This window comes from Mesorhizobium australafricanum, assembly GCF_033977265.1.
In the GTDB taxonomy this organism is placed as follows: Bacteria; Pseudomonadota; Alphaproteobacteria; order Rhizobiales; family Rhizobiaceae; genus Mesorhizobium; species Mesorhizobium australafricanum.
Map to the genome: position 1 here is coordinate 134,014 of NZ_JAVIIT010000002.1, position 15,182 is coordinate 149,195.

13 protein-coding genes and 1 tRNA gene are annotated in these 15,182 nt (G+C 62.9%); 5 read left to right on the top strand and 9 right to left on the bottom strand.

From position 1 onward, the window contains the following. Positions 1 to 17: 17 nt before the first annotated feature. Positions 18 to 917 (bottom strand): LysR family transcriptional regulator, encoded by a 900-nt coding sequence (locus tag RFM98_RS04150; protein WP_320307649.1) that lies wholly within the window; start codon positions 915 to 917, stop codon positions 18 to 20. A gap of 98 nt (positions 918 to 1,015) precedes the next feature. Between RFM98_RS04150 and RFM98_RS04155 the strand changes: the two genes are divergently transcribed. Beyond that, entirely contained in the window at positions 1,016 to 1,897 is an 882-nt protein-coding gene (locus RFM98_RS04155; RefSeq protein WP_320307650.1) for an NmrA/HSCARG family protein, read from the top strand. Between the two features lie 203 nt (positions 1,898 to 2,100). Continuing rightward, positions 2,101 to 2,177 (top strand) — tRNA-Pro (locus tag RFM98_RS04160). Positions 2,178 to 2,235: 58 nt separating this feature from the next. On the opposite strand, the gene RFM98_RS04165 is transcribed toward RFM98_RS04160, so the two are convergent. After that, positions 2,236 to 2,601, bottom strand: coding sequence for a type II toxin-antitoxin system RelE/ParE family toxin (locus RFM98_RS04165; RefSeq protein WP_320307651.1), 366 nt, complete (start codon positions 2,599 to 2,601; stop codon positions 2,236 to 2,238). Positions 2,602 to 2,605: 4 nt separating this feature from the next. Then, positions 2,606 to 2,899, bottom strand: a complete 294-nt coding sequence (locus RFM98_RS04170; protein ID WP_320307652.1) for a type II toxin-antitoxin system ParD family antitoxin — start codon at positions 2,897 to 2,899, stop codon at positions 2,606 to 2,608. Between the two features lie 222 nt (positions 2,900 to 3,121). On the opposite strand from RFM98_RS04170, the gene RFM98_RS04175 reads away from it, so the two are divergent. Next, the gene (locus RFM98_RS04175) at positions 3,122 to 3,457 is read left to right on the top strand and encodes a hypothetical protein (protein ID WP_320307653.1); all 336 of its coding nucleotides are present in this window, start codon (positions 3,122 to 3,124) and stop codon (positions 3,455 to 3,457) included. A 27-nt stretch (positions 3,458 to 3,484) separates the two neighbouring features. On the opposite strand, the gene RFM98_RS04180 is transcribed toward RFM98_RS04175, so the two are convergent. The 4 genes from RFM98_RS04180 to RFM98_RS04195 all read right to left on the bottom strand — a co-directional run bounded on the left by RFM98_RS04180 (position 3,485) and on the right by RFM98_RS04195 (position 8,929). Beyond that, the gene (locus RFM98_RS04180) at positions 3,485 to 5,101 is read right to left on the bottom strand and encodes an ABC transporter ATP-binding protein (protein WP_320307654.1); all 1,617 of its coding nucleotides are present in this window, start codon (positions 5,099 to 5,101) and stop codon (positions 3,485 to 3,487) included. Between the two features lie 17 nt (positions 5,102 to 5,118). Continuing rightward, positions 5,119 to 6,243 carry an ABC transporter permease gene (locus RFM98_RS04185; RefSeq protein WP_320307655.1) on the bottom strand — a complete coding sequence of 375 codons (1,125 nt, stop codon included), beginning with the start codon at positions 6,241 to 6,243 and terminating at the stop codon, positions 5,119 to 5,121. Then, on the bottom strand, positions 6,236 to 7,159 hold the full coding sequence (locus RFM98_RS04190) for an ABC transporter permease subunit (protein WP_320307656.1): 924 nt from the start codon (positions 7,157 to 7,159) through the stop codon (positions 6,236 to 6,238). The genes RFM98_RS04185 and RFM98_RS04190 overlap by 8 nt, the downstream gene beginning before the upstream one ends. Positions 7,160 to 7,336: 177 nt before the next feature. Continuing rightward, positions 7,337 to 8,929, bottom strand: a complete 1,593-nt coding sequence (locus tag RFM98_RS04195) for a peptide ABC transporter substrate-binding protein (RefSeq protein WP_320307657.1) — start codon at positions 8,927 to 8,929, stop codon at positions 7,337 to 7,339. 170 nt (positions 8,930 to 9,099) lie between these two features. Between RFM98_RS04195 and RFM98_RS04200 the strand changes: the two genes are divergently transcribed. Both RFM98_RS04200 and RFM98_RS04205 read left to right on the top strand, forming a co-directional pair. Then, a complete protein-coding gene (locus RFM98_RS04200; RefSeq protein ID WP_320307658.1) occupies positions 9,100 to 9,669 on the top strand; it encodes a TadE/TadG family type IV pilus assembly protein in 570 nt (189 codons plus the stop codon). A gap of 173 nt (positions 9,670 to 9,842) precedes the next feature. Beyond that, complete coding sequence (locus RFM98_RS04205; RefSeq protein WP_320308127.1) at positions 9,843 to 11,534, top strand: TadG family pilus assembly protein; 1,692 nt, start codon at positions 9,843 to 9,845, stop codon at positions 11,532 to 11,534. Here RFM98_RS04205 and bglA read toward each other — a convergent pair. Continuing rightward, positions 11,528 to 13,174 carry a beta-galactosidase BglA gene (bglA, locus tag RFM98_RS04210; protein WP_320307659.1) on the bottom strand — a complete coding sequence of 549 codons (1,647 nt, stop codon included), beginning with the start codon at positions 13,172 to 13,174 and terminating at the stop codon, positions 11,528 to 11,530. The genes RFM98_RS04205 and bglA overlap by 7 nt on opposite strands. Next, a complete protein-coding gene (gene glgX / locus RFM98_RS04215; protein WP_320307660.1) occupies positions 13,174 to 15,180 on the bottom strand; it encodes a glycogen debranching protein GlgX in 2,007 nt (668 codons plus the stop codon). The genes bglA and glgX overlap by 1 nt, the downstream gene beginning before the upstream one ends. Positions 15,181 to 15,182 lie beyond the last annotated feature (2 nt).

Consider the following 15,182-nt stretch of genomic DNA (forward strand, 5'->3'; position numbering starts at 1 on the left):
GGCCGCCGGACATGCCTTTAACCGCTGTTGAGCCGATTGGAAATCCGCTCGGCCGCCAGATCGATGAACGCCTTGACCAGCGGCGAAAGATGCCGGCTGCTCGGGTAAAGCACATAGAGGCCGCCGGCCGGCGTGGTGTAATCTCCTAGAACACGGCGCAGCCGGCCCTCGCGTATGAGCGTGTCCGCCATCGCGTGCGGCATCTGGGCGATGCCGTAGCCCGCGATTGCCGCGGCAACCACCGCCTGCATCTCGTTGGCGGCAAAGCGTCCCGCCACGGTGACCGCCTCCTCGCCATCCGGCCCCTCCAGCACCCAATGGGCACCGACAGTCGAAGGACCGGCAATGACGCAGTGATGATGAGCCAGCTCCGCCGGCATTTCAGGCGTTCCATGGCGCAAGAGATAATCCGGACTGGCGCAGAGCAGGCGATGCGTCGAGCCGAGCTTGCGCGCGATCAGCGTCGAATCCTGAAGAACGCCGGTGCGAAAAGCGAGATCGATACCGTCCTCGACAAGGTTGAGCTTGTCGTCCGTAAGGCGCAACTCGACCTTGGTCTTCGGATACATCGCCAGGAACTCGACCACGGCACGGTTGAGGAAATAGGCGCCGAAGCCGACGGGAGCGGAAATGCGGATCGTGCCTGTCGGTTCCGCCCTTGCCTCGGCAAGCTGCTGATTCGCCTCCTCGATCGCCCGCAGCGCCTGGCTGCTCCGCTCGTAATAGAGACGGCCGGCATCGGTCATGTTGAGGCTGCGCGTCGTGCGCTGCAACAGGCGCACCCCGACCTCGCGCTCGAGTGCGGCGACACGGCGGCTGACCGTCGTCTTGGGCATGGCGAGCAAGCGCGCGGCAGCGGTGAAGCTGCCAGCCTCGACCACGCGGGCGAATACGACAATATCGTTGAGATCGAACATTGTATCCACGCATGGGACAAAGTTTTTCAATTATAGGCAATTATGCATCAATTCGACAATGCCTAACTTTGCTCCACCAACAGCAAGGAGCAAATGAGATGACGATCAAAAGAGAAATTCTGGTGACCGGCGCCACGGGCCAGCAAGGCGGCGCGGTCGCGCGTGCCCTTCTTTCGAAGGGCCATAAGGTGAAGGCGTTGACACGCTCGCCGGACAGCAACGCAGCGCGGCAACTGGCGGCAGCCGGCGCGGAAATCGTGGCCGGCGATCTCTCCGACAAGGCTTCGATCACAAAGGCCGCGCGCGGTACCGACACGATGTTCCTGATGGGCACGGTGGCCGAGGCCGGGGTGGAAGAAGAAACCCGCCAAGGCATCCTCGCCGCCGACACGGCGAAGGCCGCCGGCGTCGGACATCTGATCTACTCGTCCGTCGCCGATGCGAACAAGAAGACCGGCATCCCGCATTTCGAAAGCAAGTACGGCGTCGAGCAGCATATCGAGCGGCTCGGCATCCCTTATACGATCAGCGCGCCGGTGGCGTTCATGGAGAACTTCGTCGCGCCGTGGTCGATCGGCGCGTTGAGCCAGGGCACGCATGCCTTCGCGGTGCCCGCCAAGCGCCAGCTGCAGCTGGTGGCGCTGGCCGATATCGGCGCCTTCGTCGCCGCACTTGCGGAGCGGCGCGAAAACGTCTTCGGCAAGCGCTTCGATTTTGCAGGCGACGAATTGTCGGGCGAGGACCAGGCGAAAATTTTGTCGCAGGCCATCGGCCGCCCGATCCGGTACCAGGAAATTCCGATCGCCGTCGCCCGCCAGCAGAGCGAGGATACGGCGCTGATGTTCGAGTGGTTCGATCGGGTCGGCTACGATGTCGATATCGCCGCCCTGCACAGGGAGTTCCCGGAGGTGCGCTGGCACAGATTCGCCGACTGGGCGAAAGCGTTCGACTGGAGCGTGCTCGGCCAGCCGGCCGCCTGAGCAAGGCGGGCGACGGAACCCAGAAGGAAGCTAATCGGCGAATCCAAAAGCAATGGTCCGCTGCCCATTCGACGCAGCGGACCAACGTGCTCAGCCGCAACGTTCAAGGTGCCAGCGGCAAAAGCCGACGAAATGCGACAGAAGTGCTGCCATTGGCGCTTGCAGGATCGAAGGGCGGCGGCTATAAGCCCGCGGTCTGGTCACGGAGTGTAGCGCAGTCTGGTAGCGCACCTCGTTCGGGACGAGGGGGTCGCAGGTTCAAATCCTGCCACTCCGACCAGAAAAAACAAGCACTTGGCTTTTCCCGAAATTGCTACCAGCCTGAATCAGGACTGCCGCTAGTCGTCGCCATAACTCGTGGGCAGATGGCGCTGTAGTTCCATCGCGTCGTGAAGAACGCGACCAATTCCGATGACATTAGGCGTCATCCGGTAGAGCAGGAAATGGCGAGGTCGCAGGACAATGCCATGTTCGGTCCGAGCGCGGTCCCGACTGTAGCGCAGGTGATAGCTGCGGGTCTTGTTTACCAACTCTGACCGGGCGATGCTGCCCAGCCGTTCGGGGTCGGTAGCTATGTCGCGCAGCGCCGCGATCAGCAACCGTTCGTAACGGGAACGCGCGATCTCGCCGAAATTGACTTCCGTGTGTGCGAGTATCTGGACGATGTCTTCTTTCGCGGCCGCGGAAAGCCGGTATAGGGCCATGGCCTTACAAGCCGGTTTTTTTCGCGCGTGCGCTTGCCAATTGTCCCAGGCCACTCATGAATTTTTCGAGGCCGTCTTCAGTAATATCCTCGAAACTACCTTGTTCGATGTCGTGGAAGCCGATGGCGGTCGCTTCCTTGAGTGCCGTGAGCTTCGCGGCTTCCCTCGCCTCGCGCTGCTCGACCAGCCGCAAGCCATCGCGCAACACCTCGCTGGCGTTCTGATAGCGCCCGGTTTTCACCAACCGATCGATCACCTCTTCGAGGTGTTCCGTCAGGACAACATTGCGCGTCGGCATCGCGATATCTGCTCCAATTTAACAGGGATGATATAAGAGCATGGCATATTATGCCAATGCTTACTATGGTCGGTCGGCACCGTCGTTCGGATGGGGCTGATCTTAGGAACCAGGAATAATTCGACAATGCTCGACAACAGGTTCTCACTTTGACCAAATGGCAACCCCAGCCCCGATTTCGGAATGCGCGGAACTGCGGGCCGGCGAAACAAGGTTGAGAGTATGAAGTTCACGCCGACTGCCATTTTAGCGATGACAGGTCTCCTGCTGTTCGCAGCGGGCTGTTCATCGACCGTGGCGTCAATCAATCCGGCCAAGTACGATAAGATGAGCTGTCAGGAGCTCAACAGCGAACTCGGCGACACCGCCACCGATATTTCGCGCACCGCAATCGCCCGCGGCAAGGTCGCCAACACAAGCGTGCCGAACTGGCTGCTCGGCGGCGAGCGTGTGAAGGCGGCGGTTGCCAATCGCGAAACGGCGAAGATCGAACGTTTGCAGCAACAGCAGCAGGCGATCGTCGCGATGCGAAAGCAAAGGTGCCCCTCCGCCCAGTGAGCTGGCCCCAATCGGGCTCGCCCGGCTTCACGCGCTCATGCGGAACTTTGTCGTATCGATCGCGGCGTTCATCAGCGTCTGCGTATAGGCTTCGCGCGGGCTGTCGAAGATTTCTTGCGTCGGACCTTCCTCGACGATCTTTCCCTGCTTCATGACGATGATGTAGTCGGCCATGGCGCGCACCACTGCGAGGTCGTGGCTGATGAAGAGGTAGGACAGTTCGTGGCGCGCCTGCAGCGCGCGCAGTAATTCGACGATCTGCTTCTGCACCGACCGATCGAGCGCCGAAGTCGGCTCGTCCAGCACCACCACTTTCGGCTTCAGGATCATGGCGCGGGCAATGGCGATGCGCTGGCGCTGTCCGCCTGAGAATTCATGCGGGTAGCGGTTGCGCGCATTGGGGTCGAGGCCGACCTCGCGCAGCGCTTCGACGGCGCGCTGGTCGCGCTGTTTGCCGGTCAACGAGGGTTCGTGCACCAAGAGGCCCTCGGTGATCACCTGGCCAATGGTCATGCGCGGCGACAGCGACCCGAACGGATCCTGGAAGACAAGCTGCAATTCGTGCCGCAGCGGCCGCATCGCCTGCCGGTCGGCATCGGATATGTCGCGGTCGCCGAAACGGATGACGCCGTCGCTCGGAAGGAGCCTGAGGAGCGCGCGACCAAGCGTCGACTTGCCTGAACCGGACTCGCCGACGATGCCGATCGTCTGGTTGCGCTTCAGCCGGATCGAGATCTTGTCCACCGCGCGCAGCATCAGCGGCTCGCCGCCAAGGAAGCCGCCGCCGATCTTGAAGACGACCTCGACGTTGCGACCTTCCAGAAGCACCGGCGAGTTGGCGGGCGGCGCCGCTTTGGCGCCCGTCGGTTCGGCCGCGAGCAGCATCTTGGTATAGGCATGCTGAGGATTGGCGAAGAGCGCTTCGGCCTCACCCTCCTCCACCACCTCGCCCTGGCGCATGACATAGACGCGGTCGGCGAAGCGGCGCACGATGCCGAGGTCGTGAGTGATGAAGACGATGGCCATGCCGAGCTTGCGCTGCAATTCGGCGAGCAGCATGAGGATCTGCGCCTGGATGGTGACGTCGAGCGCCGTCGTCGGCTCGTCGGCGATCAGGATGTCGGGATCGTTGGCCAAGGCCATGGCGATCATGACGCGCTGGCGCTGGCCGCCCGACATTTCGTGCGGATAGGATTTCATGCGCCGCTCGGGATCGGGGATGTGCACCAGCCTGAGCAGCTTCCGTGCTTCTTCCCGCGCGGCGGCAGCGGACAGCCCGCGATGCCGGCGGATCGGCTCCATCAGCTGGTTGCCGATGGTGTAGAGGGGATCGAGCGAGGTCATCGGCTCCTGGAAGATCATGCTGATCTTGCGGCCGCGCACCTTGTTGAGCTCGCTCTTCGACATGGTCAAAAGGTTCTTGCCGCGATAGTCGACCTGGCCGGTCGCATCGCCGTTAGAGGAGAGCAGGCTCATCGCCGCCATCATCGTCTGGCTCTTGCCGGAACCGGATTCGCCGACGACGGCGACCGTCTCGCCGGCATTGACCTTGATGTTGATACCTTTGACCGCCTCGACGGTGCCGTCGAGTGTCTGGAAACGGACGCGCAGGTCCTTGACGCTGAGGATCGTTTCGGAAGCCATGTCAGCGGTCCCCATCTTTATCGATCTTTCGGGTCGAGCGCGTCGCGCAGGCCGTCGCCGACGAAATTCAGCGCGAACAGCGTCGAGACGAGGAAGAAGGCCGGGTATAGAAGCAGCCAGTTGGCGTAGCCGATGTTCTTGGCGCCGACCGAGATCAGCACGCCCCAGCTGGTCATCGGCTCCTGCACGCCGAGACCGAGGAAGGAGAGGAAGCTCTCCAGGATGATGACCTGCGGCACCAGCAGCGTCATGTAGATGACCACCGGGCCGAGCAGGTTGGGGATGACATGGCGCAACAGGATGCCACGCTGGCCGACGCCCATGGCCTCGGCCGCCTGGACATATTCCTGCCGGCGGATCGACAGCGCCTGGCCGCGCACGATGCGGGCCATGTCGAGCCACAGCACCGCGCCGACCGCCAAAAACATCAGCACGAAGTTGCGGCCGAAGAACACCACCAGCATGATGACGAAGAAGATGAAGGGCAAGGAATAGAGCACGTCGACGATGCGCATCATCACCTCGTCGACCTTGCCGCCGGAAAAGCCCGCGGTCGCGCCGTAAATGACGCCGATGACGCCGGCGACGACGCCGGCAAGCAGGCCGATGGCTAAAGATATCCGTCCGGCCATCAGCGTGCGCGAGAGCAGGTCGCGGCCGGTGTTGTCGGTGCCGAAGAAGAAATATTGCTGCTTCACGGCCGAGCTCATCGTCACTTCGAGGCCATCGGCCGACTTGTTCTCGATCTTGGTGTCGTCGAAGGCGTCGGAGCGGTCGAGATAGCGGATGTTGCGGTCGTCGATCGGCTTGGTCGAGGTGACGGTGACGATGACGCGGTTGCCGTCCTGGTGCCATTCCTTGATGTCGACGCGCATACGCTTGATGGCGTCGGTGAGCGCGCCCTGGATCATGTCGGGCTTCGGATAGGGCGACATGCTCGGCGGCATGCGCACGTAATCACCATAGATGGTCGTGTATTCATGCGGCACGACCCATGGGCCGCAGATGCTGATGATGGCGACGAAGGCCAGGTAATAGAGGCTGAACATCGCGGCGCGGTTGCGCTTCAGGCGCGCCCAGGCATTGCCCCAGAGCGAGCGGCCGACGATGGGCTCGGGTACGGCGACGGCAAGATCAGTCATAGCGCACCCTCGGATCGACCACCGCGTAGAGAAGATCGACGATCAGGTTGAAGACGATGGTGAAGAGCGCGATCACCACCACGGTGCCCATGACCAGCGTGTAGTCGCGGTTGAGGGCTGCATCGACGAAGTAGCGGCCGACACCCGGAATGGAAAAGATGGTCTCGACGATGATCGAGCCGGTCAACAGCGCGGCCGCCGCCGGGCCGGTGAAGGAGACGATCGGCAGGACGGCGCCGCGCAGCGCGTGCTTGACCACCACCGACCAGTCGGACAGGCCGAGCGCGCGGGCGGTGCGGATATGGTGTGAGCGCAGGCTTTCGATCATCGAGCCGCGCATCAGGCGGGCGACGATGGCGATCTGCGGCAAGGCGAGCGTCAGCACCGGGCCGACCTTGTTGATGAAGGCGCCGTCGCCCCAGCCGCCGATCGGCAAAAGCTTCCAGGACAGCCCAAAGACGAGCTGGATCACCGGGGCGATGACGAAGGTCGGGATGGTGCTGCCGGCGGTGGCCAGCGCGATCACCGAATAATCAGCCAGCTTGTTCTGATTGAGCGCCGCGATCGTGCCGAGGACCGAACCGAGCAGCAGCGCCAGCAACAGTGCCGAGGTGCCGATCTGGATCGAGATCGGCAGGCCCTTGGCGAAGAGCTCGGTGACGGTGAAGTCCGGCAAATTGTAGCTTGGGCCGAAATTGCCGCGCAAAAGATTGCCGAGATAGTGGACATATTGCAGCCAGAGCGGATCGTTGAGGCCGAACTGGGCTTCGAGATTGGCCCTGATCTCGGGGCTCAAGCCCCTCTCCTGGTTGAACGGGCCGCCAGGCGCGACACGAATCAGGAAGAACGCCACCGTCACGATGACGAATAGCGTAGGGATGGCGGTCAACAACCGCCGAAAGACATAACGCAGCATCGGCGCCCCGCTTCAGCCAGGGCGACAGGCTCTCCAGTCGAAGATCCGTGGCGCGCTGGCATCTCTGATCTTCGCACCCGGCCCGACGAAATCAAATCCGACTTTCGGCCCGGCACGACGACAGACCGCGACCGCCGCCCGTAAGAAAAAGGGCGGCGGTACGGCCAAGGATTGATGTCAGTCCTTGGAGATGAAGCGGGACGGATGAATGTCCATCACGTTATCCGTGAAGCCATGCAGCTTCGAGGACACGATGTCGTGGTAGCTGTAATAGAGCAGCGGAATCTGGCCGACATCGTCGACGAGGATGCGCTCGGCCTCGGCGAGGTCCTTCATGCGCTCCTCAGGCTTGCCGCCGGCTGCGGCCGCCTTGTCCATGGCAGCCTCATAGGCCGGGCTGTTATAGTTCGAATAGTTGTTGCCGCTCGCCTTGCGCGAGATGCCGAGGAAGGTCTCAGGATCCTTGTAGTCGGCGATCCAGGCGGCGCGGGCGACGTCGTAATTGCCCTTCTGCTCGAGGAAGCCGTAATGCGTCTTGGTGTCGGTGTTGAGCAGGGTCACCTCGACGCCGAGCGGCTTCAGTTGTTCCTGGATCGCGACCGCCGTGTTCTTATGGTTCTCCGAGGTGTTGTAGCGGATTTCCATCTTCAGCGGATGCTCGGGCGTGTAGCCGAGCTTTTCCAGGATCTTCTTGGCCTCGTCCTCGCGGTCGATCTGCGACATGTCCGCGTATTTGGCCATCGCCGGCGTGTAGCCCTCGATGCCCGGAGGCACCATCGAATAGCCGGGCAGCATGGAGTTCTGCCACACCTTCTCGGCCAGGAAGTCGCGGTCGATCGCCATCGAGATGGCGTTGCGCAGCTCGACATTGTTCCACGGCTCTTTGTCGGTCTTGATGGCATAGTAGTAGGTGCCGAGATACGGCCCGACCTTGATCTGATCGCCGAACTTGGTCTTGAGGTCGGCCAATTGCTCGGTCGGCAGATCGTCATAGCTGTCGAGCTCGCCGGCCTCGAAGCGCTTCATGGCCGAGGAGCGGTCCTCGGTCGGGATATAGTTGACAGTGTCGATCTTGACGCTGCCGGCATCCCAGAATTTGGGGTTCTTGACCAGCTTGAGATGGTCGTTGGGCACCCATTCGGTGAGCGTATAAGCGCCGTTGGAAACGAGTTTGCCTGGCTTGATCCAGTCGGCGCCGAGCTCGTCCATCGAAGCCTTGTTGACCGGATAGGTCGCCTGGTGGGTCAGCATCTCCAGGAAGTAGGGTGTCGGCGCCTTGAGAGTGACTTCGAGGGTGTTGGCGTCGACCGCCTTCACACCCATGTCCTCGGCCTTGCCCTTCTTGGTGTTGAAATCCTCGGCGCCTTTCACGGGATAGAGCATCGAGGCGTATTCGGAGCCGGTTGCCGGGTCTTCAAGGCGGTGGAACGCAAAGACGAAGTCTTCAGCGGTGACCGGCGTGCCGTCCGACCACACGCCGTCCTTGCGCAGCTTGAAGGTGTAGACGGTGCCGTCGTCCGAGACGGTCCAGCTTTCGGCTGCGCCCGGGATGAGATTGGCTTTGTCGTCCTGCATCACCAGCCCCTGGAACAGGTCGCGCAGGATGTTGGCTTCGTAGACGGTCGAGGTCTTGTGCGGATCGACCGATTCCGGCTCCGCGGCGCTGCCGCGATTGTAAACCACTTCGGCAAAAGCAGGCGTGTAAAAGGAGCCCGTGGCCAGAGCCATGGTGGTGGCGAACACCGTCGCCTTCAGCATGTTTTTCAGCATGAAGTTCTCCCTGTCGGCGCAGCCCCTCAGCCGCGCCTTTTCTAAGTGTTGACGCCCCGAAACCGTTGAAACGGCCCGTTTCAGGCGTGCCGCCGATCTTTTCCGGCGGCTGGTGGCAGGACACTAGACAGAGCGATATCTTATTTCAACCATTGCCTGCTTGACGCAGAGTGAGCGTCATCCAGCTAAAACAGCAAAAACTAATACTTATAGCTTGCTTTCAACTTGGCACACCTGCCGGTTGTTCGATGCGTTTTCTGTTTTTGCAGGCAGGTTTTGGCATTCTCCGCACCATGCTGAAAAACCGAAGATTCCTTGTCTCTTGGTCTTGTTTCCGGGCAGACGCCACGGGCACGTCGGCGATCGAATTCGCCATGCTTGCGCCGATCTTCATCCTGCTTCTGCTCGGTATGGTTGCATACGGAATCTATTTCGGCGCCAGCCACTCCGTGCAGCAGATCGCCGCCGATGCGGCGCGAACAGCGATCGCCGGTCTCAATCAGACCGAGCGGCAGGCACTGGTTACCGATTTTATCGCTCGCGACGTTTCCGGCTATCCGTTCGTCGATCCTAACAAGCTGACAGTCAACGCACAGGACAGCGCCGCCGACGGCAGCCAGTTCGTCGTCTCGGTCAGCTACGATGCGCGCAACCTACCGATCTGGAACCTGTTCCGGACGCTGCCGCTGCCGGGCACGACGATCAAGCGGCAATCGACGATCCGCGTCGGAGGCATATGATGCCCACCAAGGGGGGACTGGAGCGTTTCATCGTTTCCTTGAAACGCATGACCGCTATATCTTTTTGCTTTGACGCAATTCCGGACGGAAAACCGTTTCACACTTTTCCTGGAATTGCTCTTAAGGCGGCGACGCGACGGCTGCTCGCCGACCGGAGCGCCAATTTCGCCATCATGACGGCGCTGTGCACACCGGTGGCTCTGGCGCTGACCGCTTTCGCGATCGACGAGGGCTCACTTTACAACGAGCGCCGCGCCGCGCAATCGATCGTCGACCTTGCCGCCATCACCGCGGCCTCGAACATCACCAATGCCCAGAAGGCGGTGCTGACGACGCTGAGCGACAACGGCATCACTTCGGTCGCGGTGCAGCAACAGGGCACGACCGTGACGCCAACCGCCACCAAGGCCGTCGTCCAGGTCGTGCCGGGGCGCTACACGGGCGTCAGCACCATTGCCGCCGGCACCCGGTTCGAGGCCGGCAAGCTCCCCTACAATGCCGTCCAGGTATCGCTCAGGAAGCAAGGCACGCTCTATTTCGCCGGCTCGATCATGTCGCCGCCAACGCTCGGGACGAGCGCCATCGCCAGCGCCCAACCGCAGGCCGCTTTTTCGGTCGGGTCGCGGCTCGCCAGCCTCAATGGCGGAATTCTCAACGCGCTTCTCGGCGGCCTTCTCGGCAGCAACATCTCGCTTAGCGTGATGGATTACAATTCGCTGATCTCAGCCGATGTCGATGTTCTTTCCTTCACCGATGCGCTGGCGACGCAATTGCATCTGACTGGCGTGAGCTATTCCGACGTGCTCGCCTCGAAGGCAACGATCGGACAGATCGCCACCGCCATGGCCAATGTGCCGGGGCTGGACCGCACGGCCAAGATCGCACTGCAGACCATGGCCTCCAGCGCCACCAATACCGTCAAGATTCCGCTCAGCAGTCTCGTCGACCTGGGCTCGGTGGGCAGCCTGGGCCTCGGACAAAAACCCGCCGGGCTGTCGGTCGATGCCAGCGCGCTCAGCATGCTGACCGCGGCGGCAGCCCTTGCCAACGGCACGAACCAGGTCGCTGTCAATCTCGGCGCCACCGTACCGGGGCTGGCATCGACGACGCTTGCCATTGCCATCGGCGAGCCTATGCAGAACTCGGCCTGGCTGGCGGTGGGAGAAGCAGGCACCGTGGTGCGCACTGCGCAGACGCGCATCAAGCTCAACGCCAGCGTCACCCTCGGCAATTCCAATCTCGGCGGCGGCATCAATCTGCTTGCCGTCAACCTGCCGCTCAATGTCGAGGTCGCCTATGCGGAAGCCAAGCTGACCGATATAAGCTGTCCGACCGGCCCCTCCAGCATCAAGGTTTCGATCGCGGCGCAACCGGGTGTCGTCGAGGCTCATCTGGCCAACAGCAGCGCCAGCGGTTTCGCGGACTTCGCCAAGCCGCAATCCTTCTCCGACGCCGAGATCGCGGATGTCAGCCTCAAGCTGTTGCTGATCAACCTCAACCTGCTGCAGATCAAAGGATCGTCGGCCTTTTCGATCACCAACATGGCGCCGACCACCCTGACCTATAATGCCAACGACATCGCCAACAAGGCGATCAAGACGGTGTCCACGAAGAACCTGACACAGTCGCTGACGACATCGCTGGTCAACAACCTGTCGCTTTCGGTCAATGCGCTTGGCCTCGGCCTCGACGTGACCGCCCTGCTCGGCACGGTGAAGCCGGCGGTGACGACGCTGCTCAACGGCGTGACCGCGCCGGTCGACGACCTGGTCTACAACGTGCTTGGGGCACTTGGCGTCCATGTCGGCGAGGCCGATGTGCGCGTGACCGGCGCGACCTGCGGACGCTCGGTGCTGGTTCAGTAAGCAATCCGCGCGAGGAAACAACCGAGCGGCGGCAGTGCGATCACCGCCTCCTGGAGAGAGCCGGGCGCGTCGACCGCAAGGTCGATCGCTTCGATCCGCTCGAACTCCGACGGCAGTGTCCAGCCTGCCGGTTCGCCGGCGAAGTTGAAGACGCAGAGCAGCCTTTCTCCGCCGCCCTCGCGGACAAAGGCCAGCAGATCGCCTTCGGCATCAAGGAACCGGATCGAGCCGCCGATGAGCGCCGGATGGCGCTTGCGCAGCGCCAGGATCGAGCGATAGGCGGAAAGGACGGAACCATCCTGTCCATCCTGAACGTCGACTGCACGCGCACGATGCGCCTGCGGCACCGGCAGCCATGGCTTGCCGGTGGAGAAGCCGGCATTTTCCGCGTCCGCTTGCCAAACCATCGGAGTGCGGCAGCCGTCCCTGCCCTTCACGCCGGGCCAGAAGCGGATGCCGACGGGATCGCGCAGATCCTCATAGGCGAGTTCAGCCTCCTCGAGGCCAAGCTCTTCACCCTGGTAGAGGCAGATCGAGCCGCGCAGGCAGGCAAGCAGCGCGATTGCGAATTTGGCCACCGTATCCGGGTTTCCACCGGGGCGGGTCCAGCGGCTGACATGGCGCACGACATCATGGTTGGAGAAGGCCCAGCAGACCCAGCCGTCGGCGACGGCGTTCTCGAACGCCTCGACGCAGCCGCGAATATGAGCGGCGGAAAATTGCGGGCTGAGCAGGTCGAATGTGTAGCACATCTGCAATTTGTCGCCGCCGGAAACATAGGCGGCGAGCGTCTGCAAGGAACGCTCCTCGTCACCCACCTCGCCGACCGCGGCGCGGTCCGGATACTCGTCGAGCAGCGCGCGGAAGCGTTTCAGGAAATCGAGGTTTTCGGGACGCGTCTTGTCGAAGAGATGCTCCTGAAAGGCGTAGGTGCTGGTCGAACCGTTGGTGCCGGCGACACTTGACGCCAAAGGCGGGTTGTCGCGCAGCCAGCGGTCATGGACATAGTAGTTGACGGTATCCAGACGAAAGCCGTCGACGCCGCGCTCCAGCCAGAAGCGCACGGTGTCCAAAAGCGCATCCTGAACATCCGCATTGTGGAAGTTCAAATCCGGCTGCGCGGCGAGGAAATTGTGCATGTAGTATTGCCGGCGGGTGGCGTCCCATTCCCAGGACGGGCCGCCGAACACCGACAGCCAGTTGTTGGGGGCATTGCCGTCCGGCCTGGCGTCGGCCCAGACGTACCAGTCGGCCTTGGCATTGTCGCGGCTGGTCCGGCTTTCGACGAACCATTCATGCTTGTCGGAAGAGTGCGAGATCACCTGGTCGATGATGAGTTTCAGGCCGAGCCGATGCGCCTCGGCGACCAGCGCGTCGAAATCTTCTATGCCGCCGAACATCGGATCGACGTCGCGATAGTCCGACACATCGTAGCCCATGTCGGCCATCGGCGACTTGAAGAAGGGCGATAGCCAGACCGCGTCGACGCCGAGGGAAGCGATATGGGCGAGCCGCGCGGCGATGCCCTTCAAATCACCGCTGCCGTCGCCGCTCGTATCCTGAAAGGAGCGTGGATAGACCTGGTAGATGACGCAGCCGCGCCACCATTCGGCTCCTTGTTCGGGATTGTCGCCAGCCATCACGAACCCTTCCTCGCTCGATCTCTCGTTATCCGATCTACCCGACCCTCGATGATGAAATTGACGCTGCGGCCAGGCAGGGGCCGCGCCAGGTCGACCGGCTGCGTCTCGATTGCCGAGCGCCATTCAAACCCGTCCCGCGCCGGCAGGCTGAACACGCTTTGGCGGCGGTCGCCGTTGATCACGACAGCCAGGCGTCCGCCCTCGGCATCGCCGAGCAGCATGACGAGGCGATGTCGGCCGGGGTCGTTCCAGTCGGACTCGCCGAGCGGCGCGCCGGCCTCGGTCAGCCAGGCTACGTCGGGGATTTCCGATCCGTCGGCGGGCTCGCCGGTCAGGAAGCGTATATCCGCCAACGCCGGAAAGGCGCGGCGCAGCGAGGCCAGCGACGATACGTATTGCTCCAGCGCCTGGTCGCGGCCGGCCCAGTCGAGCCAGGTGATGGCGTTGTCCTGCGCATAGGCGTTGTTGTTGCCCTTCTGCGTTCGGCCGAATTCGTCGCCGGCGGTCAGCATGATGGTGCCGCGCGAGGCAAAAAGCGTCGCCAGCAGCCCGCACTGGTCGCCGAAGCGGGTCCTGGCAATCGCGGCGGCGTCCGTCTCGCCCTCGGTGCCGTTGTTCCAGGACAGGTTGTCGTTGTGGCCGTCGCGGTTCTGCTCGCCATTCGCCTCGTTGTGCTTGCGCTCATAGGCGACGATGTCGGCCAGCGTCATGCCGTCATGCGCGGCGATGAAATTGACCGTCCGGCTCGCCGGCCGGCCTTCCCTGCCGAAAACGTCCGAGGACCCGGCAAGCCGGGTGGCCAAAGCGCCGATCGCGCCGGTATCGCCGCGCCAGAAGCGTCTGACATCGTCGCGGTAGCGGTCGTTCCACTCCAGATATGGCGGCCGGAAATTGCCGAGCTGGTAGCCGCTCGGACCGATATCCCAGGGCTCGGCGATCAGCACGCGATCGGCGAGCACGGGATCGCCGGCGATGGCCTGAAGCAGCGGCGCTTCCGGATCGAATGCCCCGTCGACGCGTCCGAGCACCGGCGCCAGATCGAAGCGGAAGCCGTCGACACCGGTGAAGCGGACGAAGTGGCGGAGCGTGTCGAGCACCATCTCGCGCACGACCGGATGATCGCAGGCGATTGTGTTGCCGGTGCCGGTGTCGTTGACCAGCCTGCCGTCCGGCTGATGCCGGTAATAGGCTTGAGCGTCGAGGCCGCGCAATGACAGCGTCGGGCCGAGCCGGTCGCTCTCGCCGGTGTGGTTGAAGACGAGGTCGAGGATGATGCCGATGCCCGCCTTGCGCAGCGCGGCGACGGTATCGCGCAGTTCCTCGATACCGCCGGGCGCAAGGCGCGGGTCGAGCGCCATGAAGGTGACGGGGTTGTAGCCCCAGGCATTGGTCAGCCCCAGTGGCGGCAGGTGCCGCTCGTCGATCGACGCCGTGACAGGCATCAGTTCGACGGCGGAGACACCAAGACGCTTCAGGTGCTCGATGACGGCCGGATGGGCGAGCGCCTGGATTGTGCCGCGCTGCGCCTCCGGGACATCCGGATGCAGCTTGGTGAAGGACCGGACATTGAGCTCGTAGATCAGGCCGCCGGGCTGAAAGAGAGCAGGCATGGCCGGCACCGGCTTGGGCAGGGACCGCGCTATCGCCTTCGGCATCAGCGGGGCGGTGTCGGCGCCTTCATTGCGTTTGGCGGCGAGCCGCCAATGGTATTGGTATGGACGATCGAGCTCGACGGCATAGGGGTCTGTGAGAAGCTTGTTCGGGTCGAACCACAGGCCGCGCTCCGGCGCATAGTCGCCGTCGGCGCGAAAGCCGTAACGCGTGCCGTCGCCAAGGCCGGGGAGAAGGAGCGCATGCACCCCATCGCCTTGCGGCGTCAGCTCCAGCCGGTCGATTTCGCGCGTGCCGCTGTCGTCGAAAAGCGAGACCCAGAGGCGTCTCGCCGATGACGACCACGCGGCGAAGCGGATGCCTTCGGGGGTGATGGTGGCGCCGAGGGTCATGC